This is a genomic window from Thioclava sp. ES.031 (genome assembly GCF_002563775.1).
Classification (GTDB): Bacteria; Pseudomonadota; Alphaproteobacteria; order Rhodobacterales; family Rhodobacteraceae; genus Thioclava.
Map to the genome: position 1 here is coordinate 3749535 of NZ_PDJO01000001.1, position 24916 is coordinate 3774450.

At 65.0% G+C, this 24916-nt stretch carries 24 protein-coding genes; 7 read left to right on the forward strand and 17 right to left on the reverse strand.

Features of this window, described 5'->3' with window-relative positions; all coding sequences use genetic code 11:
• Window positions 1-9: 9 nt before the first annotated feature.
• Complete coding sequence (locus AXZ77_RS17900) at window positions 10-1188, reverse strand: aminotransferase class I/II-fold pyridoxal phosphate-dependent enzyme (protein WP_098412177.1); 1179 nt, start codon at window positions 1186-1188, stop codon at window positions 10-12.
• 120 nt (window positions 1189-1308) lie between these two features.
• Entirely contained in the window at window positions 1309-2625 is a 1317-nt protein-coding gene (locus tag AXZ77_RS17905) for an amidase (RefSeq protein WP_098412178.1), read from the reverse strand.
• An 82-nt stretch (window positions 2626-2707) separates the two neighbouring features.
• On the opposite strand from AXZ77_RS17905, the gene AXZ77_RS17910 reads away from it, so the two are divergent.
• Window positions 2708-3934 carry an FAD-dependent monooxygenase gene (locus AXZ77_RS17910; RefSeq protein WP_255266543.1) on the forward strand — a complete coding sequence of 409 codons (1227 nt, stop codon included), beginning with the start codon at window positions 2708-2710 and terminating at the stop codon, window positions 3932-3934.
• A gap of 11 nt (window positions 3935-3945) precedes the next feature.
• Here the strand turns inward: AXZ77_RS17910 and AXZ77_RS17915 are convergent, their stop codons facing one another.
• The 5 genes from AXZ77_RS17915 to AXZ77_RS17935 all read right to left on the reverse strand — a co-directional run bounded on the left by AXZ77_RS17915 (window position 3946) and on the right by AXZ77_RS17935 (window position 8187).
• Window positions 3946-4158 carry a Trm112 family protein gene (locus AXZ77_RS17915; protein WP_078542531.1) on the reverse strand — a complete coding sequence of 71 codons (213 nt, stop codon included), beginning with the start codon at window positions 4156-4158 and terminating at the stop codon, window positions 3946-3948.
• Window positions 4155-4793 (reverse strand): LON peptidase substrate-binding domain-containing protein, encoded by a 639-nt coding sequence (locus AXZ77_RS17920; protein WP_098412180.1) that lies wholly within the window; start codon window positions 4791-4793, stop codon window positions 4155-4157. Before AXZ77_RS17920 ends, AXZ77_RS17915 begins: the two co-directional genes overlap by 4 nt.
• A 27-nt stretch (window positions 4794-4820) precedes the next feature.
• Window positions 4821-5738: a co-chaperone YbbN gene (locus AXZ77_RS17925; protein WP_098412181.1), complete on the reverse strand. Its 918-nt coding sequence runs from the start codon at window positions 5736-5738 to the stop codon at window positions 4821-4823.
• 96 nt (window positions 5739-5834) lie between these two features.
• Entirely contained in the window at window positions 5835-6623 is a 789-nt protein-coding gene (locus AXZ77_RS17930; RefSeq protein WP_078542609.1) for an exodeoxyribonuclease III, read from the reverse strand.
• Between the two features lie 127 nt (window positions 6624-6750).
• A complete protein-coding gene (locus tag AXZ77_RS17935; RefSeq protein ID WP_098412182.1) occupies window positions 6751-8187 on the reverse strand; it encodes an aldehyde dehydrogenase family protein in 1437 nt (478 codons plus the stop codon).
• 179 nt (window positions 8188-8366) lie between these two features.
• On the opposite strand from AXZ77_RS17935, the gene AXZ77_RS17940 reads away from it, so the two are divergent.
• A complete protein-coding gene (locus tag AXZ77_RS17940) occupies window positions 8367-9020 on the forward strand; it encodes a peroxiredoxin (protein WP_078521505.1) in 654 nt (217 codons plus the stop codon).
• A gap of 100 nt (window positions 9021-9120) precedes the next feature.
• Here the strand turns inward: AXZ77_RS17940 and AXZ77_RS17945 are convergent, their stop codons facing one another.
• Window positions 9121-10107 (reverse strand): glycosyltransferase family 2 protein, encoded by a 987-nt coding sequence (locus AXZ77_RS17945; RefSeq protein ID WP_176536072.1) that lies wholly within the window; start codon window positions 10105-10107, stop codon window positions 9121-9123.
• A gap of 82 nt (window positions 10108-10189) precedes the next feature.
• Complete coding sequence (gene pnp, locus AXZ77_RS17950; protein WP_098412184.1) at window positions 10190-12334, reverse strand: polyribonucleotide nucleotidyltransferase; 2145 nt, start codon at window positions 12332-12334, stop codon at window positions 10190-10192.
• Between the two features lie 292 nt (window positions 12335-12626).
• Here pnp and AXZ77_RS17955 point away from each other — a divergent pair, with 292 nt between their 5' ends.
• Both AXZ77_RS17955 and AXZ77_RS17960 read left to right on the forward strand, forming a co-directional pair.
• Window positions 12627-13238, forward strand: a complete 612-nt coding sequence (locus AXZ77_RS17955; protein ID WP_141536303.1) for a hypothetical protein — start codon at window positions 12627-12629, stop codon at window positions 13236-13238.
• Window positions 13239-13313: 75 nt separating this feature from the next.
• Window positions 13314-14546 carry a sodium:proton antiporter gene (locus tag AXZ77_RS17960; protein WP_098412185.1) on the forward strand — a complete coding sequence of 411 codons (1233 nt, stop codon included), beginning with the start codon at window positions 13314-13316 and terminating at the stop codon, window positions 14544-14546.
• A gap of 52 nt (window positions 14547-14598) precedes the next feature.
• Here the strand turns inward: AXZ77_RS17960 and putP are convergent, their stop codons facing one another.
• From putP to rbfA, 7 genes are all read right to left on the reverse strand, one after another.
• Window positions 14599-16044 (reverse strand): sodium/proline symporter PutP, encoded by a 1446-nt coding sequence (gene putP, locus AXZ77_RS17965; RefSeq protein WP_098412186.1) that lies wholly within the window; start codon window positions 16042-16044, stop codon window positions 14599-14601.
• Window positions 16045-16298: 254 nt separating this feature from the next.
• The gene (gene rpsO, locus AXZ77_RS17970) at window positions 16299-16568 is read right to left on the reverse strand and encodes a 30S ribosomal protein S15 (RefSeq protein ID WP_098412187.1); all 270 of its coding nucleotides are present in this window, start codon (window positions 16566-16568) and stop codon (window positions 16299-16301) included.
• A 126-nt stretch (window positions 16569-16694) separates the two neighbouring features.
• A complete protein-coding gene (locus AXZ77_RS17975) occupies window positions 16695-17720 on the reverse strand; it encodes a calcium-binding protein (protein WP_098412188.1) in 1026 nt (341 codons plus the stop codon).
• 87 nt (window positions 17721-17807) lie between these two features.
• On the reverse strand, window positions 17808-18338 hold the full coding sequence (locus AXZ77_RS17980) for a DUF1643 domain-containing protein (protein WP_098412189.1): 531 nt from the start codon (window positions 18336-18338) through the stop codon (window positions 17808-17810).
• A 79-nt stretch (window positions 18339-18417) separates the two neighbouring features.
• Window positions 18418-19320 carry a tRNA pseudouridine(55) synthase TruB gene (truB, locus tag AXZ77_RS17985; protein WP_098412190.1) on the reverse strand — a complete coding sequence of 301 codons (903 nt, stop codon included), beginning with the start codon at window positions 19318-19320 and terminating at the stop codon, window positions 18418-18420.
• 52 nt (window positions 19321-19372) lie between these two features.
• Entirely contained in the window at window positions 19373-20089 is a 717-nt protein-coding gene (locus AXZ77_RS17990) for a phosphodiester glycosidase family protein (RefSeq protein ID WP_255266564.1), read from the reverse strand.
• 13 nt (window positions 20090-20102) lie between these two features.
• Window positions 20103-20534 (reverse strand): 30S ribosome-binding factor RbfA, encoded by a 432-nt coding sequence (rbfA, locus tag AXZ77_RS17995; RefSeq protein ID WP_078521678.1) that lies wholly within the window; start codon window positions 20532-20534, stop codon window positions 20103-20105.
• A 97-nt stretch (window positions 20535-20631) separates the two neighbouring features.
• On the opposite strand from rbfA, the gene dapB reads away from it, so the two are divergent.
• Window positions 20632-21441: a 4-hydroxy-tetrahydrodipicolinate reductase gene (dapB, locus tag AXZ77_RS18000; protein ID WP_098412191.1), complete on the forward strand. Its 810-nt coding sequence runs from the start codon at window positions 20632-20634 to the stop codon at window positions 21439-21441.
• A gap of 97 nt (window positions 21442-21538) precedes the next feature.
• On the opposite strand, the gene AXZ77_RS18005 is transcribed toward dapB, so the two are convergent.
• Window positions 21539-21724, reverse strand: a complete 186-nt coding sequence (locus AXZ77_RS18005) for a DUF1674 domain-containing protein (RefSeq protein WP_078521523.1) — start codon at window positions 21722-21724, stop codon at window positions 21539-21541.
• A gap of 80 nt (window positions 21725-21804) precedes the next feature.
• Between AXZ77_RS18005 and AXZ77_RS18010 the strand changes: the two genes are divergently transcribed.
• Together AXZ77_RS18010 and AXZ77_RS18015 are read left to right on the forward strand one after the other, a co-directional pair.
• Window positions 21805-23076 (forward strand): RsmB/NOP family class I SAM-dependent RNA methyltransferase, encoded by a 1272-nt coding sequence (locus tag AXZ77_RS18010; protein ID WP_098412192.1) that lies wholly within the window; start codon window positions 21805-21807, stop codon window positions 23074-23076.
• Window positions 23077-23162: 86 nt separating this feature from the next.
• Entirely contained in the window at window positions 23163-24884 is a 1722-nt protein-coding gene (locus AXZ77_RS18015) for a heparinase II/III family protein (protein WP_098412193.1), read from the forward strand.
• Window positions 24885-24916: the final 32 nt, after the last annotated feature.

Here is a 24916-nt window from a genome sequence, read left to right on the forward strand (position 1 = left end):
CTACCGTCCTCAACCGTAAAGGCAGTCGCGGAGCTGCATCAGCCCGCGCTGCGTTTCTGCTTTTGGAGCGACCAGAGCCACTCTGATATATTTCTGGCCGGGGTTTTCCCCGTTCACCTCGCGCGCGAGATAGGCGCCCGGCAGCACGCGAATGCCGGTCTCTGTCCAAAGCTTGAGCGCCGCTGCCTCCCCGTCTTCGACGGGAAGCCAGAGGAAGAAGCCGCCCTGCGGCAGCTGGAAGCCACCGACGCCGTCGAAGATCTGTCCCGCGATCTCGTATTTCTCGGCGTAGAGGCGACGATTTTCCGTGACATGGGCCTCATCCGCCCAAGCCCGCTCGGCCACGCGCTGCAGCGGCTGCGGCAGCGGCGCACCGGCATAGGCGCGCAGGCGACGGATATGTTTGATGCTTTGCGGCCCGGCAGCGAGGAAGCCCGAGCGCAGCCCCGGCAGGTTCGACCGCTTCGAGAGCGAATGGAAAATCACCACGCGCTCAGGGTCGATGCCCTCCTCGGCGGCGACCTGTGCGGCACCGGGCGGCGGGGCCTCGCGCCAGATCTCGGAATAGCACTCGTCGGCGAAAACGATGAAATCGTGCTTCTCGGCCAGATGCAGCAGATCGGCCAGATATTCGCGGCTCGCGACTGCGCCCTGCGGGTTCGAGGGCGAGCACAGATAGGCCACGGTGATACGGTCCAGCACCTCGGGCGCAAGTGCCGCATAATTAGGCAAAAACCCGGTATCAGCGCCCGCGGGCACGAAAACCGGCTCCGCGCCGACGGCTGCCGCCGCCACCGCATAGACCTGATAGAACGGGTTCGGGATCGCGATCACGGGCGTTTTGCCGCGTTTCGTCTCGGGCGAAAGCGCCATCGCGGCGTTGTAGAGCCCCTCGCGGGTGCCGTTGAGCGCCATGATCCGCTCGGGGCCGATCTCGACCGAATAGCGCCGCTTCAGCCAGCCCGAGATCGCGTCCAGCAATTCGGGCGTCCCGTCATTGGCGGGATATTTCCCAAATTCTCCAAGGCTTTGCGCGATCACATCGCCGACGAACTCGGGCATCGGATGGCGCGGCTCACCGATGGACATAGCCAAGACGTCGCCGCCCGGTTCATGCGAATCGAGCAGCGCGCGTAAACGCGGAAATGCGTATTCGGGCAGGTTCGAAAACCGCTCGGGAAAGTCCATCTGTGCCTCATCGAATGGGGTCTATGTCGCCCCTTATTGCCGACGAGGTTACAAAAGCTCCGCCGTTTCGTCCAGAAAAAGACAAGCTCCAGAGCGGGTTGACCACAAGAAATGTGGTTTTCAGGCCAGCGACGATTCGGCGGCCATGCCCAAACGCAGCAACCGATCCTCCGTCATCGGCGGCGCCATCAGCGAAATCCCGCAGCTTGGGATGCCCGTCGGAAGGTTGAGCGCGCATAGCCCCAGCACGTTGCCGATCCGGGTGTTGCGCAGCGCGAGCACGTTCTCTTCCTGGAAATAGGCCTTGTCGCTGAGAAGGCGGCGCACATCGGGCGGCAGGATCGGCGAGGTCGGCACCAGAACGGCGTCATATTCCGCGGTCGCCTCCAGATAGGCGGCGCGGTAGCCCGCCAGTTCGTGCCAGCCCTTCGCATAATCCGAGGCCAGCGCGTCGCGCCCGCTGCGGAACCGCTCTAGGATCGCCGCGAACATCTTCTCGGGCGCAGCTTCGATCTCGTGCTTCCATTCGCCATAGGCTTCGGGGGCGAAAAGAACACCCGAAAGGTCCATCGCCGGGCGCACCATCGGCAGGCCCCGCCGCTCGATCACCGCGCCCGCCTTGGCGAAGGCCTCGACGGCCCGCTCGAAGCCCTGCACCGGCTTTTCGCGCGTGCCCTCGAACGGCAGCCCTTCCAGCACCAGCAGCCGTTTGCCCTTGAGGCTCGTCTCGCGCAGATCCGGCGCGGCGCGCCGCTCCAGCAGCGCCAGCACATGCGCGGCATCCTCGACATTGCGCGTGATCGGCCCGACCGTGTCGAAGGTCCGGCAGAGCGGCACGACGCCTTTCGTCGTGATCCGCCCATGAGTCGTCTTGAGCCCCACGATATCGTTCCACGCGGCCGGAATACGCACCGAACCGCCCGTGTCCGAGCCCACCGCCGCCGCCGCCAATCCGCGCGCCACCGACAGCGCCGCGCCCGAGGACGAACCGCCCGGCGCGAGTTCGGGGTCATGAATATTCGGCGGCGTCGCCGTCATCGGGTTCACGCCCAGCCCCGAGAAGGCCAGTTCCGTCATATGCGTCTTGCCCAGACAGACCGAGCCGCCCAGCGTGGCTTCGATCAGCACATCCGCATCGCGCTCAGGCACACGCCCCGCCAGCAGCCGCGTACCCGCCTCCGTCGCGACCCCGGCGGTGTCGAACAGGTCCTTCCAAGACAGCGCGACCCCGTCGAGCATCCCGCGCCTGGTTCCCTGCTTGGCGCGTTGATGCGCGGCCATCGCCTCGTCGCGCGCCCGCTGCGGCGTGAGACGCGCATAGATGTCCTCCGAGGCTTCAGCCACCTCCAGATAGGCCTCGGTCTGCTCCACCGGATCGAGCTGACCGGCGGCAATCGCCCGTCCTTGTTCCGCAGCCCCTGCCAACCGCCATTCCATGCCCGCCTCCTTCGTTCTTTCCGCCACGCTAGCGACAGTCCCGCGCATGGACAATCCCGCTTCCAGCGCCATAGTAAGCGCCATGAAACACGATTCAGATGTCATCATCGCGGGCGGCGGGCTCAACGGCCCCGCCTTGGCGCTTGCACTGGCCTCCGCCGGCCTTTCCGTGACCCTTGTCGACGCCGCACCGGCACGCCAGCGCGCGACCGACACGTTCGACGGCCGCGCCTATGCGATGGCGATCGCGTCGCAGAAACTGCTGCGCGCGATTGGCGTCTGGGACGGGCTGGCCGATCAGGCGCAGCCGATGATGGAAGTGAAAGCCGCCGACGGTCACGCAGGCGAAGGGGCGGCCCCTTTCTTCCTGCATTTCGACGCGCGCGAGCTGGATCAGGCGCCGGTCGGCTACATGCTGGAGGATCGCTACCTCTATCGTGCCTTCCTCGATGCGATGGAGGCGAGCGACAAGATCACGCTGTTGCACGAGACGCAGGTGACAGGCCAGCTGGTCGTGCCCGGCGGGGTCGAGGTGAGCCTGTCCACCGGCAAGACCCTGACCGCGAAGCTGCTGATCGGGGCGGACGGTCGCCGCTCACGCGTGGCCGAACGCGCCGGGATCACCCGCGAAGGTTGGGGCTACGGCCAGACCGCGCTGGTGGCTGCGGTCGAGCACGAGAAGCCCCATAACGGCATCGCGCAGCAGTTCTTCATGCCGACCGGGCCGCTGGCGATCCTGCCGCTGAAGGGCAACCGGTCGTCGATCGTCTGGAGCGAGACCGAGGAAAACGCGAAGACGATCTCGGCGCTGGATGACGAGGATTTCCTCGCCGTGCTGCGCCCGCGCTTCGGCGATTTCCTTGGCGAGATCAAACTGGCGGGTCCGCGCTTCTCTTACCCGCTGAACCTGACGCTTGCGAAAGCCTATGTCGCGCCGCGCGTGGCGCTGGTGGGCGATGCGGCGCATGGCGTGCATCCGATCGCGGGCCAGGGCCTGAACCTCGGGCTGCGCGATGTCGCGGCGCTGGCGGAGATCGTGGTCGAGGCAATGCGGCGCGGCGAGGATATCGGCGCCGAGGACGTTCTGGAGCGTTATCAGGGCTGGCGGCGCTTCGACTCGACCTCGCTCGCGCTCGGCATGGATACCGTGAACAAGCTGTTCTCGAACGACAATCCGCTGCTGAAAGCGGGGCGCGATCTGGGGATGGGTCTGGTGCAGGCGATCCCGGGGCTGCGGCGCGGGTTCATGCAGCAAGCGGCGGGCCTGTCAGGCCCCCTGCCCCGCCTGTTGCAGGGCCGCGCGCTTTAAAACGCCGCGCCTTATTCGTCGATCCGGCGGGCCTCGTCTGCGAGAAGGATCGGGATGCCGCCCCGGATCGGGAAGGCCAGCTTCGCGGGCTGCGAAACCAGTTCCTGCTTCTCGGCATCGTATTTCAGCACCGCATGGGTCAGCGGGCACACGAGCGCCTCCAGCATGTGCCGGTCGAATAGCGGCTTCTCGCGGGCCGTCTCGCTCTCAGTCTCGTCGCTCATTGCAACCGCTCCTCTCCGCCGCCATGCAGCGCATATTCGATCAGGGTCACCAAGGTCTCGCGCCGGGTGGCCAGACAGGGCGCTTCCAACAGCGCCTGCTTGTCCTCCGGCTCCAGCGGCAACAGCATCCCGAGCGAGTTGATCAGCAACTCGTCATCGGCATCTTTCAGCGTTTCCCAATCGGTATCCAGCCCCTGCGCGTGGAAAAACTTCGCCAGCAGGTCGAGAAATTCGTCGCGGTCGAAACCGGTGTCATGCTCGGCCGCGCCCAGATCGCGTTCGAACCCGGCCCAACTGACCTCGGCACGAATATAGGGCGTGAAGCCCTCGATCTGTTTCACGATGCGATAGCGCGAGATCCCCGACAGGGTGATCATGTAGCGCCCGTCCTCGGTCTCGGAGAACCCGGTCAGACGGCCCGCACAGCCGATCGCATTGAGGTGGTTTTGCCCCTCCGGCCCCTTGATCGGCTGGATCATTCCGATCAGCCGAGACTTGGTCTTCATGCAATCTTCGATCATCTGCAGATAGCGCGGCTCGAAGATATGCAGCGGAAGCCGCGCCCGGGGCAGCAGCAGCGCACCGGGCAGCGGAAAAAGCGGAAGGATTTCGGGCAAGTCGCCTTTCTTCATCATGCTGATGAAACTAGCGCGACCCTGCCCTCAGGCAAATATCATCGACGACAGACGGCGGCGGCCTTTTGCCACGATCGGATCGTTCGGCTTGAGCGCGTCGAAAATGGTGAAAAGCTGCGTCTTCGCGGCCTCGTTGTCCCATGCGCGATCACGGCGGAACAGCTCGAGAAGCTGGTCCACGGCCTCCTCGACATTGCCCGCTGCGTAAAGCGCCTGCGCATAGTCGAAGCGCGCCTGATGATCGTCGGGATTGGCCTCGACCTTGGCTTTGAGATCGTCGAGCGGACCGGCCGATTGCGCCTGTTTCGCCAGATCGAGCTGCGCGCGCGCCGCCTCCACCGGGGCGCTGTCGGACAGTTTCGGGGGCACGGCTGCCAAAGCCGCGCCTGCCGCGTCCAGCTGGTCCAGCGCGATGCGCGCGCGGATCAGGCCGCCATGGGCCTCCGCCAGCTCGCCATCTTCTTCGAGGATCGCCGCGAAGGTCTCCGCTGCGTCTTCCGCCGCGCCCTCGGCCAGCATCGCTTCCGCCGCCTCGACCGCATCGCCCAGACCGTTGCCGGCCTCACCGCCGGACGCTTCGATCAGCTTGGCCACGAAGCTCTTGATCTCGGAGGGCGGCAGCGCGCCCTGAAAACCGTCGATCGGCTGGCCCTGCCAGAAGGCGTAGACGGTCGGGATCGACTGCACGCGCATCTGGCCTGCGATCATCTGGTTTTCGTCGACATTGACCTTGGCCATCACGACCGCGCCTTTCGCGGCTTCGACCTCGGCTTCCAGCGCCGGGCCGAGCTGCTTGCACGGGCCGCACCACGGCGCCCAGAAATCGACGATGACCGGCACGGTCTGCGATTTCTCGATCACCTCGGCCATGAAGTTGGCTTCGGTCACGTCCTTGACGTATTCGCTCTTGCCTGCGGCCTTGGCGCCGCCACCCAGTTCCAGCATGTCCGTCTCCCGAAATTGCGGAGGATTTGCTTTCCTATATGGCCTCGCAGGGGCCGAACGCAAACCCGTTTGACCGCGGCGCGCTGCCGCAAGCGTTTACAGATCGAAGGTTGCGAATACCGGCGCGTGATCGGAAGGCTTCTCCCAACCGCGCGCCGCCCGCAGCACACGGCTGCCATGGGCCGCGTTCGAGATATCCGGCGTCGCCCAGATATGATCGAGCCTGCGGCCCTTGTCGGCGGCATCCCAGTCGCGCGCCCGATAGGACCACCACGAATACAAAAGCCCCTCGGGGATGTCCTGCCGGGTGATGTCCACCCATTTGCCCGCTTCCATCGTGTCGTGCAGATGTTCGACCTCGATCGGCGTGTGGCTGACGATCTTCAGAAGCTGCTTGTGGCTCCAGACGTCATCCTCGCGCGGCGCGATATTCAGGTCGCCCACGAGGATCGATTTCTGCGGCGCTTCGGCTTTGAAGTAATCGCGCATCTGGGTGAGGTAATCGAGCTTCTGCCCGAACTTCTCATTCACCTCGCGGTCCGGCACGTCGCCGCCTGCGGGCACGTAGAAATTATGGATGGTCACCCCGTTCTCGAGCGTCCCCGCGACATGGCGTGCATGACCGAGATCGGCGAAATCATGGGCGCTGTTCTCTTCCATCGGGATTTTCGAGAAGATCGCGACGCCGTTATAGCCCTTCTGACCGCGCGCAACCATGTGAGTGTAGCCCAGTGCCTTGAACCCCTCGAGCGGGATCTTCTCGACCGGGCTCTTGCACTCCTGCAGGCAGAGCACGTCGGGCGCCTCTTCCTCCATCAGCTTGCGCACCAGCCCCTCGCGCAGCCGCACCGAGTTGATGTTCCAGGTCGCCAGCGTGAAGCTCATCTCATTCTCCCGTTCCAAAAGCCGCGCGATCATGTCGAAGGGCGGCCGCTTGCGCAACCGCCCCTCTTCTTCTCGATAGAAATATCCGCAGGTGAATTGGCCGAGAGGCCAAGAGGGGCAGCGCCCCTTATTCCGCCCAGCCGGAGATCGACTTCACGTCGCAGAATTCCTCGATGCCCCAACGGCCACCCTCGCGCGCCCGGCCAGAGGAGCCGACGCCGCCGAACGGTGCGCCCGCGCCACGGTCCTGACCGTTCATCTCGACCATCCCCGAGCGTAGCTGCCGCGCCAGACGGTTGCGCCGCGCGCCATCGCCCGATTGCAGGTAATTGGTCAGACCGTAAGGCGTGGCATTCGCCACCTCGATCGCCTGCTCCTCGCTATCGAAGGGCATGATCGACAGGACGGGGCCGAAGATTTCCTCGTTCATGATCGTCATCGAGGGATCGCAATCGGCGAAGACCGTCGGACGGACATAGAAGCCGCGATTGAGATGCTCGGGCCGCCCGGGGCCACCCGCGACGAGCTTCGCGCCCTCCGCGATGCCGGTCTCGATCAGGCCCTGAATCTTGTCGAACTGCGTTTTGTTCACGACCGGGCCGATATGCTTGCCTTCCTCGCGCGGGCTGGCCACCTGCGTGGCCTCGGCGGTCTGGCGCGCGATTTCCACGGCCTTGTCATAGGCCGAACGCTCGACCAGCATCCGCGTCGGCGCGTTGCAGCTTTGGCCGGAGTTCTGGAAGCAATGCCGCACGCCGCGCTTGACCGCATCCTCATCCGCATCGGCGAAGATCAGGTTGGCGCCCTTGCCGCCCAGCTCCAGCGTCACCCGCTTGAGCGTATCGGCCGCCGCCTTCGAGATCGCGCGCCCTGCGCGGGTCGAGCCGGTGAAGGAAATCATCTCGACATCGGGATGGGTCGAAAGCTGTGTGCCGACGCCAACGCCGTCACCGTTCACAAGGTTGAACACGCCCTTGGGCAGCCCAGCAGCATCGAGGATTTCCGCGAACAGCAGCGAGGACAGCGGCGCTTCCTCGGACGGTTTCAGCACCATCGTGCAGCCTGCGAGGATCGCCGGGATCACCTTCAGCGTCACCTGATTCATCGGCCAGTTCCACGGCGTGATCAGCCCGACGACGCCCACGGGTTCATAGGCGATCATCGCGCCCGGCGTGCCGTCGCCCAGCGGATGCACCCAGTCGAAGGCCTTCGCCGCGTCGATGAAATTCTTGATGTGATAGGCACCCGCGCCCCACTGGTTGCGGCGCGCGAGATCGATCGGCGCGCCCATCTCGAGGCTCATCGCCTGCGCCATATCCTCGGCGCGCTCGGCATAGACCTTGGCGATCCGCTCGACCGCCGCGATCCGCTCTGCCGGGTCCGTGGCCTTCCAGCCGGGCAGCGCGGCCTTCGCCGCCGCGACTGCCGCATCCGTATCGGCTTGGTCACCCAGCGAGATCACCGCGCAGGGATCCTCAGTGGACGGGTCGATCACCTCGTACTCGCGCGCCGCCTTGGGAGCGACCCACGCCCCGTCGATGTAGAAATTCCGTTTCTCGATCATATCAGCCTCCGGCACACAGATGTTGCGCGCGAGCGTTTCACCACTCCCCGTCCTGCGCAAGGCCTGACGAAAGGTCGCAGGCTCCGAGTTTAAAAAGGTTCTAAACTGGCTGGAATGGATCCCGGCGAGGGCTTATATCCCGGAAAGACCTGATTTTACGCAAACACAGGAGGTTTTTCATGGGCCTGCGTATCAATGACACCGCTCCCGATTTCACCGCTGACTCGACCGCTGGCGAGATCAAGTTCCACGACTGGATCGGCGACAGCTACGCCATCCTGTTCTCGCACCCGAAAGACTTCACCCCGGTTTGCACCACCGAATTCGGCGCCGTGGCGCAGCTCGCCCCCGAGTTCGAGAAGCGCAACACCAAGGTCATGGGCGTCTCCGTCGACAGCGTCGAAGAGCACGTGAAGTGGAAATCGGATATCGAGCAGGTCGCCGGCGCGCCCGCGAACTTCCCGATCATCGACGACACCTCGCTGAACGTCTCGAAGCTCTATGACATGCTGCCCGCCGATGCCTACATGCCCGACGGCCGCACCGCCGCGGATTCGGCCTCCGTGCGCACCGTCTTCATCATCGGCCCGGACAAGAAAGTCCGCCTGACCATGTCCTACCCGATGTCGGTCGGCCGCAACTTCGCCGAGATCATCCGTGCGCTCGACGCCGTTCAGGCGACCGACGGCAAGCCCTTCGCGACCCCCGCGAACTGGGTGCCGGGTCAGGACGTGATCGTCGCGCTGTCGGTCTCGACCGACGAGGCGAAAGAGAAGTTCGGCGAAGTCGACGTCAAGCTGCCCTACCTGCGCACCGTCAAGTCGCAGGGCTGAGCCCAGCTTACCCGCATCGTCAGGAAGGTCGAACGCGTTCAGCCTTCCTGATCGCATCAGGCGCCCGGAAGCAATTCAGATGCTTTCGGGCGTCTTGATATTATCGCCCCGTCACATTGGTGTATTGCCGGGACCGGTAGCCGAAAAACAGCCCGGCCTGACCAGCGACCGACCCGGCCAGCATGACCATCGGCAACAACGTCTTTCCCTTCGTGAAGGGGATCGCGATGGCGAGAAGAACGACTTTGAGACTGCGCAGCACGATCTTCGGAAGCAGACGCCATCTCGACTTCCCGCCGCGCTCGACCTTGTCCCACAAATTCGTAACGCTCTTGTCGCGCGCATTTCTGAATTGGTATCCGAGCGTCAGCCGCGCCGGCGGTTGTTCCTCATATACGAGAGCGTCAGCCACCCAGCCTGTCGGAATTCCGGCGGCGATCACCTCTCGATAGAATTTCATGTCCTCGCCACCGGCGCTTCCGAGAGACTCGTCAAACCAGATATTTGCGTCCGTGAATATGCCGGTCTCCGCCAACCAGTTGCTTGTTGCGATTATCGTCCCAGCACTATCGCCGATCGTTCTGGAACCGGACCCGGCAAGCTGCTTTGCGCGGAAATGCTCTGCCAAGCCTTGATGGATCACCCTTTGAAGGCCGCTCAGTTCCTCGCGCGGGGGCGCGACCAGGACTGGGCCACCAAGCAGCCGCGCACCGCCGGAACGATAGCCCGCGACGAGTTTGACCAACCACTCCGGCGTGACAACCTCGTCGTCATCGACAAAAACCAAAATATCCGAAGCCGCCGCAATCGCGTCTCGCGCGGCCCGATTGCGCGCGAAGGCAATGCCTAGATTGTCCTCCTGCACGTAGTGAGCCGTCAGCCCGTTCGAAAGCGGACTCATCTCGGCGACACGCGCGCGCGAAAGGGGTTCTTTGTCGTTCTCGACGACCAAGCAGCGCACATCTGCATTCGCCGGCAGGTCGATGCCGCCCAGCGACCCAATGAGCCTCGCCAGCATCTCGGGCCTGCGCCGCGTCAGCGTCGCGATGGTTATCTTGAGCCTGCGATCCTGACGGGGGGCGGACATCTTGGCGCCTCTAAAAAGAAAAAGTGCCCGCAACATGCGGGCACTTCAGTCTTAGTCTGTCAGCGATTTTCGATCAAACCGATCAGTCGGCTTTCTCTTCACGCTTTTCCGGCGCGATTTCTTCGCCGGTTTCCTGATCGACCATCTTCATGCCAAGGCGCACCTTGCCGCGATCGTCGAAGCCCAGAAGTTTCACCTTCACTTCCTGACCTTCCTTGAGCAGATCGCTCGGATGGTTCAGGCGCTTGTTGGCGATCTGGGAGACGTGGACGAGACCGTCACGCTTGCCGAAGAAGTTCACGAAGGCGCCGAAATCGACGAGCTTCACGACCTTGCCGGTGTAGATCTGGCCTTCTTCGGGCTCAGCCACGATGGCGTGGATCATGTCATGCGCTTTCTTGATGGCTTCGGCATTGGCCGAAGCGATCTTGATCACGCCGTCGTCGTTGATGTCGACCTTGGCACCCGAGACTTCCACGATCTCGCGGATGACCTTGCCGCCCGAACCGATCACTTCACGGATCTTGTCGGTGGGAACGGTCATCGTCTCGATGCGCGGAGCATGGGCGGAGAATTCCGTGCGGCCCGCGGAGAGCGCCTTGTTCATCTCGCCGAGGATGTGCATGCGGCCAGCGCGTGCCTGCTCCAGAGCTTTCTCCATGATCTCGGCGGTGATGCCGGCGACCTTGATGTCCATCTGCAGCGAGGTGATGCCCTCTTCGGTGCCTGCGACCTTGAAGTCCATGTCGCCGAGGTGATCCTCGTCGCCCAGGATGTCGGTCAGAACGGCCCAGGAGCCATCCTCTTCCAGCACCAGACCCATCGCGACACCCGCCACGGCCGACTTCAGCGGAACGCCCGCATCCATCATTGCCAGCGAGCCACCGCAGACCGACGCCATCGAGGACGAGCCGTTGGACTCGGTGATCTCGGAGACGAGGCGGATCGTGTAGGGGAAGTCGGTCGCAGCCGGCAGAACCGCCTGCAGCGCGCGCCATGCGAGCTTGCCGTGGCCGATCTCACGACGACCGGGCGAACCGACGCGGCCCACTTCGCCGACCGAGTAGGGCGGGAAGTTGTAGTGCAGCAGGAAGTTCGAGCGCGAGTTGCCGTGCAGCGCGTCGATGATCTGCTCATCGTCGCCGGTGCCCAGCGTGGTCACGACCAGCGCCTGCGTCTCGCCGCGGGTGAACAGCGACGACCCGTGGGTGCGCGGCAGCAGACCGGTTTCCGCCACGATCGGGCGAACCTCGTCCAGCGCACGACCGTCGATGCGGCGACCGTTCTTCACGACGTCACCACGCAGAACAGCCGATTCCAGCTTCTTCATCGCGGTGCCCAGCGTCGGATCTTCGAGCTGCTCTTCGGTGAGCTGCGACTTGATCTCTTCCTTGGCGGCGTTGACCGCGGCCACGCGCTCTTGCTTGTCCGAGATCGCGTAAGCGGCACGCATCTTCTCTTCGCCCAGACCTTTGACGGTCTCGAGCATCGCCGAGTAGTCGGGCGCCTTGAAGTCGAAGGGCTCTTTCGCGGCGGCTTCGGCGAGGTCGATGATCATGTCGATCACCGGCTGCATCGCGTCATGGCCGAACTTGACCGCGCCCAGCATCTCGGCTTCGGACAGCTCGTAAGCTTCCGATTCCACCATCATCACGGCGTCCTTGGTGCCCGCGACGACGAGGTCCAGACGCTGCTCGGGGTTCTCCCGCAGCTTCTGCATGTCGTCGACTTCGGGGTTCAGGATGTATTCGCCATCAGCGAAACCGACGCGCGCGGCGGCGATCGGGCCCATGAACGGCACGCCCGAGATCGTCAGCGCGGCCGAAGCGGCGATCATCGCGACGATGTCGGGCTCGTTGACGAGGTCGTGGCTCAGCACGGTGCACATCACGAGCACTTCGTGCTTGAAGCCTTCCACGAAGAGCGGACGGCACGGGCGGTCGATCAGGCGCGCGGTGAGCGTCTCTTTCTCGGACGGACGAGCCTCGCGCTTGAAGAAGCCGCCCGGCACTTTACCGGCGGCATAGTATTTCTCTTGGTAATGAACCGTGAGCGGGAAGAAATCCTGACCCGGCTTCGGTTCCTTGGCAAAGGTCACGTTGGCCATGACGGAGGTTTCGCCCAGCGTGGCGATAACCGAGCCGTCAGCCTGACGTGCGACCTTGCCGGTCTCCAGCGTGAGCTCTTCTTCGCCCCACTGGATCGATTTTTTAACGGTGTTGAACATTCAGCGTATCCTTCTGGGAGCTCTCACAGGCGTATCCCGTGTCTCCCGATTTGCATGGCGGCCCCATTGCCGCCGCCCCCTTATCCTGTTGCACGCGCCCGGGGGCTCGAGGCGTCACGTCTCAGATGGGCCTGTCAATACAGGAAATGAAGGGGTTTGGGAAGCGAAGAGTCCTTAGGGAAGCGTGCTGAATGCAGCGTGATTGGTTTTGCCTCAGAACGAAGCGGGGGCTAATCTACACTGGCTACGCGCCATCAGAGAAGCGCGTCTCGTGACCAGTAGGGAGAGAAAGATGCGCGGCATTTCCGGTTTGGCCTTCGCCTTCGGGCTGGCCCTTCTGGCGCAGCCTCTGGCGGCGCAGATGATGCAGGGCCCGAAGGGCGGCCACGGAGGGGGCCATGGCGGCGGCTTCGCAGGAGGCCGGATGGGGCACATGCACGGGGCCGACGGCACTGGCCACGACGAAGTAACCATGCCGGGGCTGCGCGGGCTCAACGCCACACCGCAAGAAAGCGCCGAGCTTGCCGTTCTCTTTCGAAACTTCCCGACACTGTCGCGCGAGGTCGACACCCTGCCCAACGGCATCCGCACCGTCACCCGCTCCAGCAATCCGGTGGTGATGGAGAGCCTGATCAACCATGTTACCGGCATGATCGCGCGCGTCGAGGCCAAGGACGATCCGCAGATTTTCATCCAGAGCCCAACGCTCGACATCTTCTTCGCCCGCGCCGAAGGGATAACCACCGACATCGATATGGGCGAGGACGGCATCATCGTGACCCAGACCTCCGAGGATCCGGAATTGGTCGCGGCACTGCATAAACACGCAGGCGAAGTTTCCGACATGGCCGCACGGGGGATGCAGGCCGTTCACGAGATGATGATGGAGCGCGCCGCGAACTGACCCACCACTTGGCTCCGGCTTGCCCTGATGCGCGCCGCGCTACCTTAACCGGGCAATCACGCCGAGAGCCGCCCCATGACCGTTTTGCAATTCGCCGCCGCCCTTATCGTGCTCGCCGGGCTGTTCGGCGTCATCAACCATTTCGTGCTGCGCCTGCCGCCGACAATCGGGATTCTGATCGTCGCCCTGATGACCTCGATCGGGCTGATGGTGGTCGATCGCGTCTTCGGGCTGCAGCTCGCGCAGCAGGTGCGCGACTACCTCAAGAGCATCGATTTCTCCAAGGCGCTGCTCGACGGGATGCTGGGGCTGATGCTGTTTGCCGGCGCGCTGCATGTGAAGCTGTCGGACCTGCGCGCGGTCTGGCCGACGGTGCTGGTCATGGCGACGATTGGCGTCGTGCTGTCGACCGCCGTCGTGGGCCTTGGTTTTCACTGGCTGACCGGGGCGCCGATCATGGTCGCGCTGACCTTCGGGGCGCTGATCTCGCCCACCGATCCGGTCGCGGTGCTGGGCGTGCTGCGCTCCGCCAATCTGCGCCGTTCGCTGGAGACCGTGATCTCGGGCGAGAGCCTGTTCAATGATGGCGTCGGCTATACAGTCTTCCTGATCCTCTCGGGCCTCGCCTTCTCCAGCGGCCATACCGAGGCCTCGAGCCTGTCCGAGGCGGGCACCCTGTTCTTCCGCGAGGCGGTGGGCGGCGCGGCGCTCGGCCTCGCGATGGGCTGGGGGCTGTTTCGCGTTATGCGGCTGATCGACGACCCGTCGCTGGAAGTTCTGCTCACGCTCGGCCTCGCCTTCGGCGGCTATGAGTTGGCGCTGTTCCTGCATGTCTCCGGCCCTATCGCTGCGGTCTGCGCGGGGCTCCTGATCGGCGATGTCGGCGCGCGGTTCGGCATGTCCGAGGAGACGCGCAAATATGTCGACGCCTTCTGGATGCTGATCGACGAGATCCTCAACGCCGTGCTGTTTCTGCTGATCGGGGTGGAGATCTTCGCGATCCAGTTCGGCGCGGATATCCTGACGACCTCCATCGCCTCTATCGGGCTGGCGCTGATCGGTCGGCTGGTCGCGGTCGTGGTGCCGATCCTCGCGTTGCGCCCGTTCCGCAACTTCGGCCCCGGCGTGATCCGGGTGATGACATGGGGCGGGCTGAAGGGCGGCATCTCGGTCGCGCTCGCCCTCTCGCTGCCGGAATCGGACTGGACCGACGCGATCCTCGCAGCGACCTACGTGATCGTGGTCTTCTCCATCGTGGTGCAGGGGCTGAGCGTCGGCTGGGTCGCGAAACGCGCCGCGAAGGACTAACGCAAAAGGCCCGCCACATCGGACGGGCCTTTCGCATCTCAAATCGCACGGATCATTCGATCGGGCGGAACTCGCCTCGGTCTTCGGACGCGAGGCTCACCACGATGATCGCGACGAAGGCTGCGATGAAGCCCGGGATGATCTCGTAGAGGAACGAGCCCCAGCCCAGCGAAATCCAGACGATCACGGTCAGCGCGCCGACCACGAGGCCAGCCACGCCGCCCAGACCCGTCATTCGCTTCCAGGTCAGCGACAGGATGATCAGCGGACCGAAGGCGGCACCGAACCCGGCCCATGCGTTCGACACGAGGCCAAGCACTTTGCTGTCGGGGTTCGACGCGATGATGATCGCAGCGATACCCACGGCCAGCACGGCAAGGCGGCCGACATTCACCAGCGTGCGGTCCGAGGCGTCCTTGTTGAAGACGATCTTGTAGAAGTCTTCGGTCAGCGACGAGGACGACACCAGAAGCTGGCTCGACACGGTCGACATGATCGCCGCCAGAAGCGCGGCATAAAGGAAGCCCGTCACCAGCGGATGGAACAGCAGGTTCGACAGGATGATGAAGATCGTCTCCGGATCCTGCACGTCGAGCCCGTTACGCTGCGCATAGGCGCGGCCGAAAATACCGACCGAGATCGCGCCGATCAGCGAGATCGCCATCCAGCCCATGCCGATATTCCGAGCTTTTGGCACATCGGCGACCGAGCGCACGGCCATGAAGCGCACGATGATATGCGGCTGGCCGAAATAGCCCAGACCCCAGGCGACTGCAGACAGCCAGCCCGCGAAGGTCAGCCCGTTCGTCATCGACAGGAAATTCGGGTCGATATCGCTCAGGCGGCTCGCAGCCGCGTCCACGCCGTCGCCCTGACCGGTCGTGAGGATCACGATCGGCATGATGACGAGCGCGAGCATCATGATGCAGCCCTGCACGAAATCGGTGAGCGACACGGCGAGGAAGCCGCCGATCACGGTGTAGACCAGCACGACACCCAGCGTCAGGATCACGCCGGTCATGTAGCTGCCACCGAAGGCGCTGGCGAAGAGCTTGCCGCCGCCGACGAGGCCCGACGCGGTGTAGACCGCGAAGAACACCACGATGATCACCGCCGAAACCATCCGCAGCAATGTCGCGTGGCTCGGGAAGCGATTGGCGAGGAAGCCGGGGATGGTCAGCGCGTTGTCATAGCGCTCGGTCTGCTCGCGCAGGCGCGGCGCCACGATGACCCAGTTCACGAAAGCGCCGACGAAAAGGCCGATGCCGATCCAGCTTTGCGTCAGGCCCGACACGAAGAGCGCGCCCGGCAGGCCCAGAAGCAGCCAGCCCGACATGTCCGATGCGCCTGCCGACAGGGCGGCAACCGCGGGCGGCAGGTTACGCCCGCCCAGCATATATTCCTCGGAGCTCGACGTGGACTTGCGCCACGCATAGACCCCGATGGCCAGCATCAGCACGAAATACAGTGCCAAGCTGATCCAGACTCCGATCTGCATATCTAAAACCTCCCTGTTAACGCACCTGCAAGGTAGGGCAGGTGCTTGCGTTGTCCCGTTTGGAGCGGACGATACAGGAGGACAAGAAGTCGAACCGACCAAAGTTTTTCGATAGGAAGACCATTCACCCAAAAGTTTTGAAATTAGCAGCCGGAAGGACTGTTTTTGCCGATTTGTGCAATTCAGTCGGAATAGCGCAAATGAAAACGCCCGCGCCAAAGGCACGGGCGTTTCGAATTCCACTCCGAGGCGGATTAGCGGCGCAGGCCGAGGCGCTGGATCAGCGACTGGTAACGTGCGACTTCTTTCGCCTTCAGGTAGTCGAGCAGCTTACGGCGCTGCGCGACGAGCATCAGAAGACCACGACGCGAGTGGTTGTCTTTCTTGTGCTCTTTGAAGTGCTCGGTCAGGTTCGCGATGCGCTTCGTCAGGATGGCGACCTGAACTTCGGGCGAACCGGTGTCGCCTTCTTTGGTGCCGTATTCCTTGATGATCGCGTTCTTGTCTTCGACGGTGATCGACATCGGGATCTCCTTACGTTGAGGGTTCGGGCACAAGCCGGGATGTCGTCCAGCAGGGTCCATATACCTGCCCCAATCGGGACAGATGCGCGCGTATAGACGCGAATCGTCGTATTGAAAAGCCTTATTTCAAAGCGCCATGGCCTGCTGCGCCGCGAATTGCGCAGGCGTGAGCAGCGCCACGTCCTGCGCGCTCAGCCCCGCCGCGTCCAGCACCTCGGCCAGCCGGATACCGTCGAGCAGGATCCACGCCGCATCGGGATGCGCCTCGGAGGGCTCGACGCTGATCTGCGGCATGGCCGGGCCCTGCGGATCGTAGATGACCGCCAACCGGTCCTGCCCGGCCGTGTAATCGGCGATCGTCGCGGGCGCGTCCGGGTCGATCCAATCGCCCAGCGCGAAGCTGTCGCCCTCCTCGCCGCCATGCAACCAATCGCCCGAGCCGCCGAGCAGCACGTCCTCCCCTGCCCCGCCATTGAGCGTGTCGGCATCGGCCACCCCCGCATCGCGCGTCTCCGGCGTGACGCCGAGCAGCAGGTCGTCCCCGGCATCGCCGTTCAACTCGTCGCGCCCGGCATCCCCGGTCAGCACATCTGCCCCGTCCGCGCCGATCAATGTGTCGTCGTCGGCGCCGCCCGAGAGCGTATCATTCTCCGCGCCGCCGATCAGCGTGTCCTGCCCGGCCTCGCCATAAAGCCGGTCCGCGCCGAACCCGCCCGAGAGATGGTCCGCCCCCGCGCCGCCGCGAAGTTCATCCGCGCCATCGCCACCGCTCAACGTGTCGTCCCCGGCATTGCCGTGCAGCACATCGTCCCCCGCCGCGCCGAAAACTCGATCCGCGCCGAGCCCGCCCCACAGGCTGTCATCGCCGTCATAGCCGTTGATCTGATCGTCACCCGCCTCACCGGCGATCGCATCGTCGGAGGCATCGCCCCAAGTGATGTCATCGCCCGGTCCCGGCTCGGACGGCGCGACCGGCGCGGGTACGATTTCTCCGGCTCTGACCTCGGCCAGCAGAGAGACCTCCCCAACCTCGGCATCGGCGGTCTCGAGATCGGCCGGCGGCGTCTCCTCCTCGGGTTCCGAGGAAACCACCATGAGACCCGCCGTGGCACCCGCCATCAGCAGGCCCAGAACACCCGACAGAAACAACATCTCTCTCACCCCCGTGAAGACGCGAGAAATCTACCGCTGCCGGCGCGGATACCCTAGAAAACAAGCGTTAAATGCTTAACGGCGTGCTCAGCCTTCGGGGGTGAACCACAGCTCGGGCTGATGTTCATAGGCGATATAGAGCGGATGTTTCGGCGCGCCCGCCTTGGTCAACCCGAGGTGATGCAGCGCCCGCCCGCTTTCGCGCAGCAGGTCTTCCACCGCAGCGCCCCGCGCGAGATGCGCCCCATGCGCGCCCCAGGCGCAGATGATCCGGTCCTCGGGACCGCCCGCCCAGTCGAGGCTCTCGCGGATCGCCGCATCGTTTTCCGGCCCGACCGGGTCCGGCTGCGCCCGCATCACCTTCGGATCGGTCGCACGATAGGCGAAGATATTGGTCACCCGGAACGCCCCGAAGCCCAGCGCCCGCGCGCGGCGCTCGCAGCGCTCCACGGTCGGGTCGTTCTGCACCTCGGTCGCGGTCGAGGGGTTGAGCATGATGAACAAAGCCCGCGGCTTGCTGTCATCCCAGACCCGCGTGAGCAGATAGCGGTAATTCTCGCAATCCGAATAGACCGCGATGGAGGGGGCGTCGCCTTTGATATGCTCGCGGGTGATCATCTCTCGTCCTGACCGTTATGTGCGTGACAGAGGGCGGATGCCTCCGGCGGGGATATTTGGACCAAGGCGAAGGGGCGCGTCAAAGGTTGAAGACGCGGCTCGGATGGACCTCGCCGGATTTGTAAATGCCCACGGCAAGCGGCTTGCCCTCATGGCTGACCCAGACTTCCTCGCCCCATTCGGCCTCGCCCGGCAGCACCATGCCCGGATTGCCGTTCTTCAGCCGCACCGCGCCCTCGGGCGTGGCTTTCAGCTGCGGCAGATCGTCGAGCCCCAGTTCCACGGGCAGCAGTTTTTCATCGAGCTCCGGCGTCTTCGCCAGTTCGTCGATCTCGGCCAGCGTGATCCCGTCGCTCGCCTCGAAAGGCCCCGACCATTCGCGGCGCAGCCAGAGCACATGGCCGAGACAGCCGAGCTTTTGCCCCAGATCGCGCGCGATGGAGCGCACATAGCCGCCCTTGCCGCAGACCAGTTCCAGCTCGACCGTGTCGGCATCGGGACGGCCCAGCATCACGAGGCTTTCGACATAGAGAGGCCGCGCGGCGAGATCCATTTCCTCGCCCGCGCGCGCCAGCGCATAGGCCCGCTCGCCATCGACCTTCACGGCGGAAAACTGCGGCGGCACCTGTTCGATATCGCCTTCGAAGCTAGGCAGCGCGGCGGCGATCTCTTCGTCCGTGGGGCGCAGATCGGAGGTCCGGGTCACCTCGCCCTCGGCGTCGTCGGTCTTGGTCGCAGCGCCCAGCCGGACCTGAAACCGGTAGCATTTCAGCGCATCGGTGATGAACGGCACCGTCTTGGTGGCCTCGCCCAGCGCGACCGCCAGAACCCCGGTCGCCGCCGGATCGAGCGTGCCCGCATGGCCCGCCTTCTTGGCGCCCAGCGCCCAGCGCACCTTGTTCACCACCGAGGTGGAGGTGATGCCCGCGGGCTTGTCCACGATCAGCCAGCCGGAAATGTCGCGACCCTTCTTGCGTGCCATGAGGCCTCCATATTCGACAGGGTGCGCCTGCTAGCCCAAGCTGCGCGAGCCGTCAATCTCCAGCAGTGGGGGCGGCAGGCGCGATCAGCGCGACGATCGGCCCCATCGGCAGGCCCATATCCTCGCGCCCCTGACCGGGCACGGTCAGCCGCGAGATCTTGCCGTCGAGATAGAGCGCGTTCGGCACCTGCATCTCGTCGCGGAAGAATCGACCGAATTCGTGAAAGCTCACCGGCGCATCGGAGATCGCGAAATAGGCGGTCTTACCATCGGCCGAGACCCCCACCCCGTTGCGGATATTCTTCGAGGTGCCATCGGCGAGGAATTTCGGATGCAGCGCGCCGTCGATCACCAGCATCGGCCCCGATTGCGTCGCATAGGTGCAGTCCTTCGGATCGGCGGCGAAGGCGCGCGATTCCGTCACCGAGAACCTGTCTCCGATGCAGAAGACCCCGTTGGGCAGCAAACCGAAATTGCCCGGCCCCTCCGAGGTGACGATCGAATGCAGCTCCTTGCCGTTCTCGATGAACAGGCCCACCGGCTTGCGATCGGGATGATACATCCCCGCATTCATCGCGAAGACGACGCGGTCGCCTTTCGGCACGACTTCCGAGAGCCGCTCGGGCGTGCCGATCAGATTGCCGTCGGGATCGTCGAGGAACAGCTTCAGATCCTGCCCGAGCCTGGCTTCGCAGACCGTGTAGGTCGTGCCGTCGAAGCTGCGATCCGCACAAGGTGAGTCGGCCAGCGCAGGCGTAGCCAGCAGCATCAGCGCGGCAGCATTAGTCGCGATCGTCTTCATCGTCTTCGTCATCGTCGCGCGCAGCGATATCGCGCTGCACCGTCTCGTCCGAGAAAATCCGACGCGTCTCATCGAGACGGTCATAGGTCTCGTCCAGCCGGAAGCGCAGATCGGGGCTGTATTTCGCGGTCATTTCCTTGCCGAGCAAGCGGCGCAGCTCACCCTTGTTGCGCGCAAGCGCCGCGATCAGCTCTTTGCCGCCTTCGCCGCCCAAGGGCGTCACATAGGCGGTCGCGACCTTCAGGTCGGGAGAGCAGCGCACCTCACCCACCGTCACCGAGACGCGGTTGAGGTCGGGATCATGCACATCGCCGCGCATCAGGAGGTCCGACAGCGTGCGTCGGATCAACTCGCCCATGCGAAGCTGACGTTGCGAAGGGCCATCGCCCGAGGAGAAACGGTTCTTTGCCATGGCGCTCACATAGGGCGTCTGCGCCTTTTGCGCAACGGGGGCTTTGCCAAGCCCGCCTGCTCAAGCTAGATAGCGCGAAACCGTGAAGGAGAAAGACATGAGCGACCTGCCGGGCATCGTGATCACCGGAGCGTCGGGCCGGATGGGCCAGATGCTGATCCGCACCGTGAGCGAGAGCGACAAGGCGCGCCTTGTGGGCGCCGTCGAACGCACGGGCCATGACTGGGTCGGCCAAGATCTGGGCGAGGCGATGGGCGGCGCGTCGAACGGGGTGATCGTGACCGACGATCCGCTCGAGGCGTTTTCCGGCGCGCAGGCCGTGATCGACTTCACCGCGCCCGCCGCCACCCGCGAATTCGCCAAGATCGCGGCGCAGGCACGCCTGACCCATGTGATTGGCACGACCGGCATGGACGAGGACGACATCGCGGCGCTCGCGCCTTGCGCGCGGCACGCCGTGATCGTGCGGGCTGGGAACATGAGCCTCGGGGTGAACTTGCTCACGCAGCTGACGAAGAAAGTTGCACAGGCGCTCGATGCAGATTGGGATATCGAGGTGATCGAAGCGCATCACAACAAGAAGGTCGACGCGCCCTCTGGCACCGCACTGATGCTGGGCGAGGCGGCGGCGGAAGGCCGTGGCATCTCGCTCGAAGACAATCGCGAGTCGGGCCGCGACGGCATCACCGGCGCGCGCAAACACGGCGCGATCGGCTTCTCGGCCATTCGTGGCGGCGATATCGTCGGCGAGCATGACGTGCTGTTCGCCGGTATGGGCGAGCGGATCATCCTGCGCCATGTCGCCACCGATCGCGCCATCTTCGCGCGCGGCGCGCTCAAGGCCGCGCTCTGGGGTCAGGACAAGCGCCCCGGCGAATACGACATGCTCGACGTGCTGGGGCTCTGACGCACAGCAGTTTCGGATTGGCTCAAATATCCTGGGGGTGAGGCGCAACGCGCCGAGGGGGCGACGCCCCCTGCCCCGGCATCAAGCGGCGCCGCGATCAGAAATCGATCGCGAGGCCTTTCTTCTCCCAATCGCCGTAGCGCACGGGCTCGGGTCCGTCGCGACCGCCAAGCTCGGTCGGCAGTTCGGCCGCCTGTGCGTTCTTGCGGCGCTCCTCTGCTTCGGCGAGCGCGCGGATCGCGGCGGGCGGCAGGTCGCGGGTCTCTTCGGGCTGATCGGACATGGCGCGTCCTTTCTTGTCTGTGGATCGGGGCATGATATAGGCCCGTGCTTAAGCCGCAACAAGCCAGGAAGCCGCAGCCCATGTCCAGACCCGACCCCGCGCGCCGCGCAGCCCTTGGCCTGATCGTGGGCGTTCTCGAGGATCGCGAGAGCCTCGCCGAACAGATCGGCGCGGAGGCGCTCGACGGGCTGGAGCCTGCACAGCGTGCCCGCGCCCAGCGCCTCGCGACGACGACGCTGCGCCATCTGGGCCGCGCCGACCGGATCATCAAACCGCATCTGCGCCGCCGCACGCCAACGGATGTGATGGCGATCCTGCGGCTGGCCACGGTCGAGCTGCTGGAGGAAAAGCAAGCCCCGCATGGCGTGGTCGATGCCGCCGTGACGCTGGTGAAATCGGCCGGGCCGAAGCTGCAAAGCTTCTCGGGGCTGGTGAATGCCGTGCTGCGCAAGGTCTCCGAGGAGGGCGAGAAATGGGCCGCGACGCCCGCGCCGGAAATGCCGGGCTGGCTGCGCGGGCGCGTCATGTCGTCCTTCGGCAAGAAGGCCGCGCAGGCGATGGAGGTTGCGCATCTGGCGGGTGCGCCGCTCGATCTGAGCGTGAAGGACGATGCCGCGGGCTGGGCCGAGACGCTGGGCGCGACGCTTCTTCCGACGGGATCGCTGCGGCTGACCGATCCGGGCAAGGTGTCCGAGCTGGCCGGTTTCGAAGACGGCGCGTGGTGGGTGCAGGATGCCGCCGCCGCGCTGCCCGCGAAGCTGCTGGCCCCTGAGGCGGGCGCACGGGTGCTCGACCTGTGCGCAGCCCCCGGCGGCAAGACGCTGCAACTCGCCGCGATGGGGGCCGACGTCACCGCCCTCGATATCTCCGAGGCGCGGCTGGAACGGCTGGCGGAAAACCTCGACCGGACGCAGATGGAGGCCGAGATCGTCGCGGCCGACGCGCTCGAATGGGAGCCTGACGCCCCATTCGACGCTATCCTGCTCGATGCGCCCTGCTCGGCCACCGGCACGATCCGCCGCCATCCCGACCTGCCCTTCATCAAGGACGGCGCCTCGATCAAGCCGCTCTTCGCGCTGCAGGAACAGCTTCTGGACCGCGCGCTGCAATGGCTCAAACCCGGCGGCACGCTGGTCTATGCGACCTGCTCGCTTCTGCCCGAAGAGGGCGAGGCGCAGATCAAGGCGGCGCTTGCCCGGCATCCGGACCTCACCGTAATCCGCCCCGACCTGCCCGGCATCGAGCCCGGCTGGATCACCGAGGAGGGCGGGCTGCGGCTACGGCCCGATTTCTGGCCTGATCTCGGGGGGATGGACGGGTTCTACATGGCGCGACTGCAACGCTCTGCGTGAACCGACCGCCGAGGCGGTGACAGCGCGCCTGCCTCCCAGTAACGTGACCGCATTCCCCGACAGAAGGGCATGCAAGCGGCTACGGAATGGGCAAGGACAGAACCCGATCATCGGCAAAACTGGGCACGGCGCTGAACCGCCTTGCCGCTGCGCGCGCAGGCCGTGCGCAAACCGCGACCGGCTTCGTCAGCCAGCCCGAGCCGCGCACGATCGGCTCTTACGCCAAGGGGCGGCAACTCGTTCAGGGCAATTTCCTGTTTGCGGGCTCTCTGATCGAAGGTCCGGGGGTCAACATCTGGGACCTGCCGATACCCGGCCTGGCTTTCGAGGATGCGCTGCAGGGCTGCGGCTGGCTCGACGATCTCGCGGCGCTGGGCACCCGTGAGGCCCGCATCCGTGGACAGGAGTGGGTCTTCGGCTGGATCGACCGCTTCGGCGACGGCAGCGGGCCGGGCTGGACGCCCGATCTGACGGGCCGCCGCCTGATCCGCTGGATCAACCACGCAATCCTGCTGCTGAACGCGCGCGAGCGTGAGGATGCCGACCGCTTCTTCCGTGCGCTCGGCCAACAGACGATCTTCCTGTCGAAACGCTGGGCGGGCGCGGCCTGCGGACTGCCTCGCTTCGAAGCGCTGACCGGGCTTGTCTATGCGGGCCTTGCGCTGACCGGAATGGAGCGCCATGCCGACCCCGCGCTGGAGGCCCTGTCGCGCGATTGTGCGCAGGAGATCGACCCCGAGGGCGGGATCGCGACCCGAAACCCCGAGGAACTTCTGGAAATTCTCACGCTGCTGAACTGGGCGGCGGAGGCGTTGCAGACGGCAGGGCGCACGCCGCCCGGTCCGATCCTCGATGCGATCGCGCGGATCGCGCCGACCCTGCGCGCGCTGCGCCATGCCGATGGGGCGCTGGCGCGGTTTCACGGTGGTGGGCGCGGCCCCGAAGGGCGGCTCGACGCGGCGCTCTCGGCGACCGGCATCCGCAGCGTCCGGCGCGAGCCGATCGCGATGGGCTTCGTGCGGATGCAGGGCGGGCGCGGCTCGCTGATCATCGACGCGGCGCGACCGCCGCAGGGCGAGGCCTCGGCCAATGCCCATGCCTCGACGCTGGCCTTCGAGCTGACCTCGGGACGTCGCCCGCTGATCGTCAATTGCGGCTCGGGCGCGCAGTTCGGCTCTGACTGGCACCGCGCAGGCCGCGCCACCGCCAGCCATTCGACCCTCTCGATCTACGGCTATTCCTCCTCCCGCCTCGGCCCCGAGCGTCTGTTCGGGCGGGCCCCGCGCGCCTATCTCGACAAGACGCCGAAAAACGTCTGGTTCAAGCCCGACGATCTGTCCGAGACCGGGATGATCTTCGGCCATGACGGCTATGCCGAGACCCATGGCATGTCGCATATCCGCGAGCTGGACCTGTCCGTCGACGGGCGCGAATTGCGCGGGCGCGACACGCTGGGCGCGATGACGCCTCAGGATATCGAGCGCTTCGACCAGATCTTCGAGCGTGAAGGCCTGCGCGGCATTCCCTTCGACATCCGCTTCCACCTGCATCCCGATTGCGACGCGGCGCTCGATCTGGGCGGCACCGCCGTTTCGGTTGCGCTGCGCACCGGGGAAATCTGGATTTTCCGCCATGACGGGGTCGCCGATCTGGCGCTGGAACCCTCGGTTTACCTCGAAAAAGGGCGCATTCGCCCGCGTCCTGCGCAACAGATCGTGCTTTCCAGCAAGGTTCTGGACCGGGCTTGCCAGATTGGCTGGACCTTTTCGCAAGCACGCGATAACTCCACGGCCATCGACGCGCCCTGACCTTGGGGCAGATCCCCGAGGATGGCCCTGGG

What these genes read in the sequence shown, in the direction of transcription:
- AXZ77_RS17910 (WP_255266543.1), top strand. Translation starts at nt 2,708, where the DNA reads ATGAAACACGATTCAGATGTCATCATCGCGGGCGGCGGGCTCAACGGC.
- AXZ77_RS17930 (WP_078542609.1), bottom strand. Translation starts at nt 6,623, where the DNA reads ATGAGCTTCACGCTGGCGACCTGGAACATCAACTCGGTGCGGCTGCGC.
- dapB (WP_098412191.1), top strand. Translation starts at nt 20,632, where the DNA reads ATGAGCGACCTGCCGGGCATCGTGATCACCGGAGCGTCGGGCCGGATG.
- AXZ77_RS17980 (WP_098412189.1), bottom strand. Translation starts at nt 18,338, where the DNA reads ATGATCACCCGCGAGCATATCAAAGGCGACGCCCCCTCCATCGCGGTC.
- AXZ77_RS17960 (WP_098412185.1), top strand. Translation starts at nt 13,314, where the DNA reads ATGACCGTTTTGCAATTCGCCGCCGCCCTTATCGTGCTCGCCGGGCTG.
- rbfA (WP_078521678.1), bottom strand. Translation starts at nt 20,534, where the DNA reads ATGGCAAAGAACCGTTTCTCCTCGGGCGATGGCCCTTCGCAACGTCAG.
- AXZ77_RS18005 (WP_078521523.1), bottom strand. Translation starts at nt 21,724, where the DNA reads ATGTCCGATCAGCCCGAAGAGACCCGCGACCTGCCGCCCGCCGCGATC.
- pnp (WP_098412184.1), bottom strand. Translation starts at nt 12,334, where the DNA reads ATGTTCAACACCGTTAAAAAATCGATCCAGTGGGGCGAAGAAGAGCTC.
- AXZ77_RS17975 (WP_098412188.1), bottom strand. Translation starts at nt 17,720, where the DNA reads ATGTTGTTTCTGTCGGGTGTTCTGGGCCTGCTGATGGCGGGTGCCACG.
- AXZ77_RS17920 (WP_098412180.1), bottom strand. Translation starts at nt 4,793, where the DNA reads ATGATGAAGAAAGGCGACTTGCCCGAAATCCTTCCGCTTTTTCCGCTG.
- AXZ77_RS18015 (WP_098412193.1), top strand. Translation starts at nt 23,163, where the DNA reads ATGGGCAAGGACAGAACCCGATCATCGGCAAAACTGGGCACGGCGCTG.
- rpsO (WP_098412187.1), bottom strand. Translation starts at nt 16,568, where the DNA reads ATGTCGATCACCGTCGAAGACAAGAACGCGATCATCAAGGAATACGGC.
- truB (WP_098412190.1), bottom strand. Translation starts at nt 19,320, where the DNA reads ATGGCACGCAAGAAGGGTCGCGACATTTCCGGCTGGCTGATCGTGGAC.
- AXZ77_RS17935 (WP_098412182.1), bottom strand. Translation starts at nt 8,187, where the DNA reads ATGATCGAGAAACGGAATTTCTACATCGACGGGGCGTGGGTCGCTCCC.
- putP (WP_098412186.1), bottom strand. Translation starts at nt 16,044, where the DNA reads ATGCAGATCGGAGTCTGGATCAGCTTGGCACTGTATTTCGTGCTGATG.
- AXZ77_RS18010 (WP_098412192.1), top strand. Translation starts at nt 21,805, where the DNA reads ATGTCCAGACCCGACCCCGCGCGCCGCGCAGCCCTTGGCCTGATCGTG.
- AXZ77_RS17940 (WP_078521505.1), top strand. Translation starts at nt 8,367, where the DNA reads ATGGGCCTGCGTATCAATGACACCGCTCCCGATTTCACCGCTGACTCG.
- AXZ77_RS17990 (WP_255266564.1), bottom strand. Translation starts at nt 20,089, where the DNA reads ATGCTGCTGGCTACGCCTGCGCTGGCCGACTCACCTTGTGCGGATCGC.
- AXZ77_RS17900 (WP_098412177.1), bottom strand. Translation starts at nt 1,188, where the DNA reads ATGGACTTTCCCGAGCGGTTTTCGAACCTGCCCGAATACGCATTTCCG.
- AXZ77_RS17905 (WP_098412178.1), bottom strand. Translation starts at nt 2,625, where the DNA reads ATGGAATGGCGGTTGGCAGGGGCTGCGGAACAAGGACGGGCGATTGCC.
- AXZ77_RS17915 (WP_078542531.1), bottom strand. Translation starts at nt 4,158, where the DNA reads ATGAGCGACGAGACTGAGAGCGAGACGGCCCGCGAGAAGCCGCTATTC.
- AXZ77_RS17955 (WP_141536303.1), top strand. Translation starts at nt 12,627, where the DNA reads ATGCGCGGCATTTCCGGTTTGGCCTTCGCCTTCGGGCTGGCCCTTCTG.
- AXZ77_RS17925 (WP_098412181.1), bottom strand. Translation starts at nt 5,738, where the DNA reads ATGCTGGAACTGGGTGGCGGCGCCAAGGCCGCAGGCAAGAGCGAATAC.
- AXZ77_RS17945 (WP_176536072.1), bottom strand. Translation starts at nt 10,107, where the DNA reads ATGTCCGCCCCCCGTCAGGATCGCAGGCTCAAGATAACCATCGCGACG.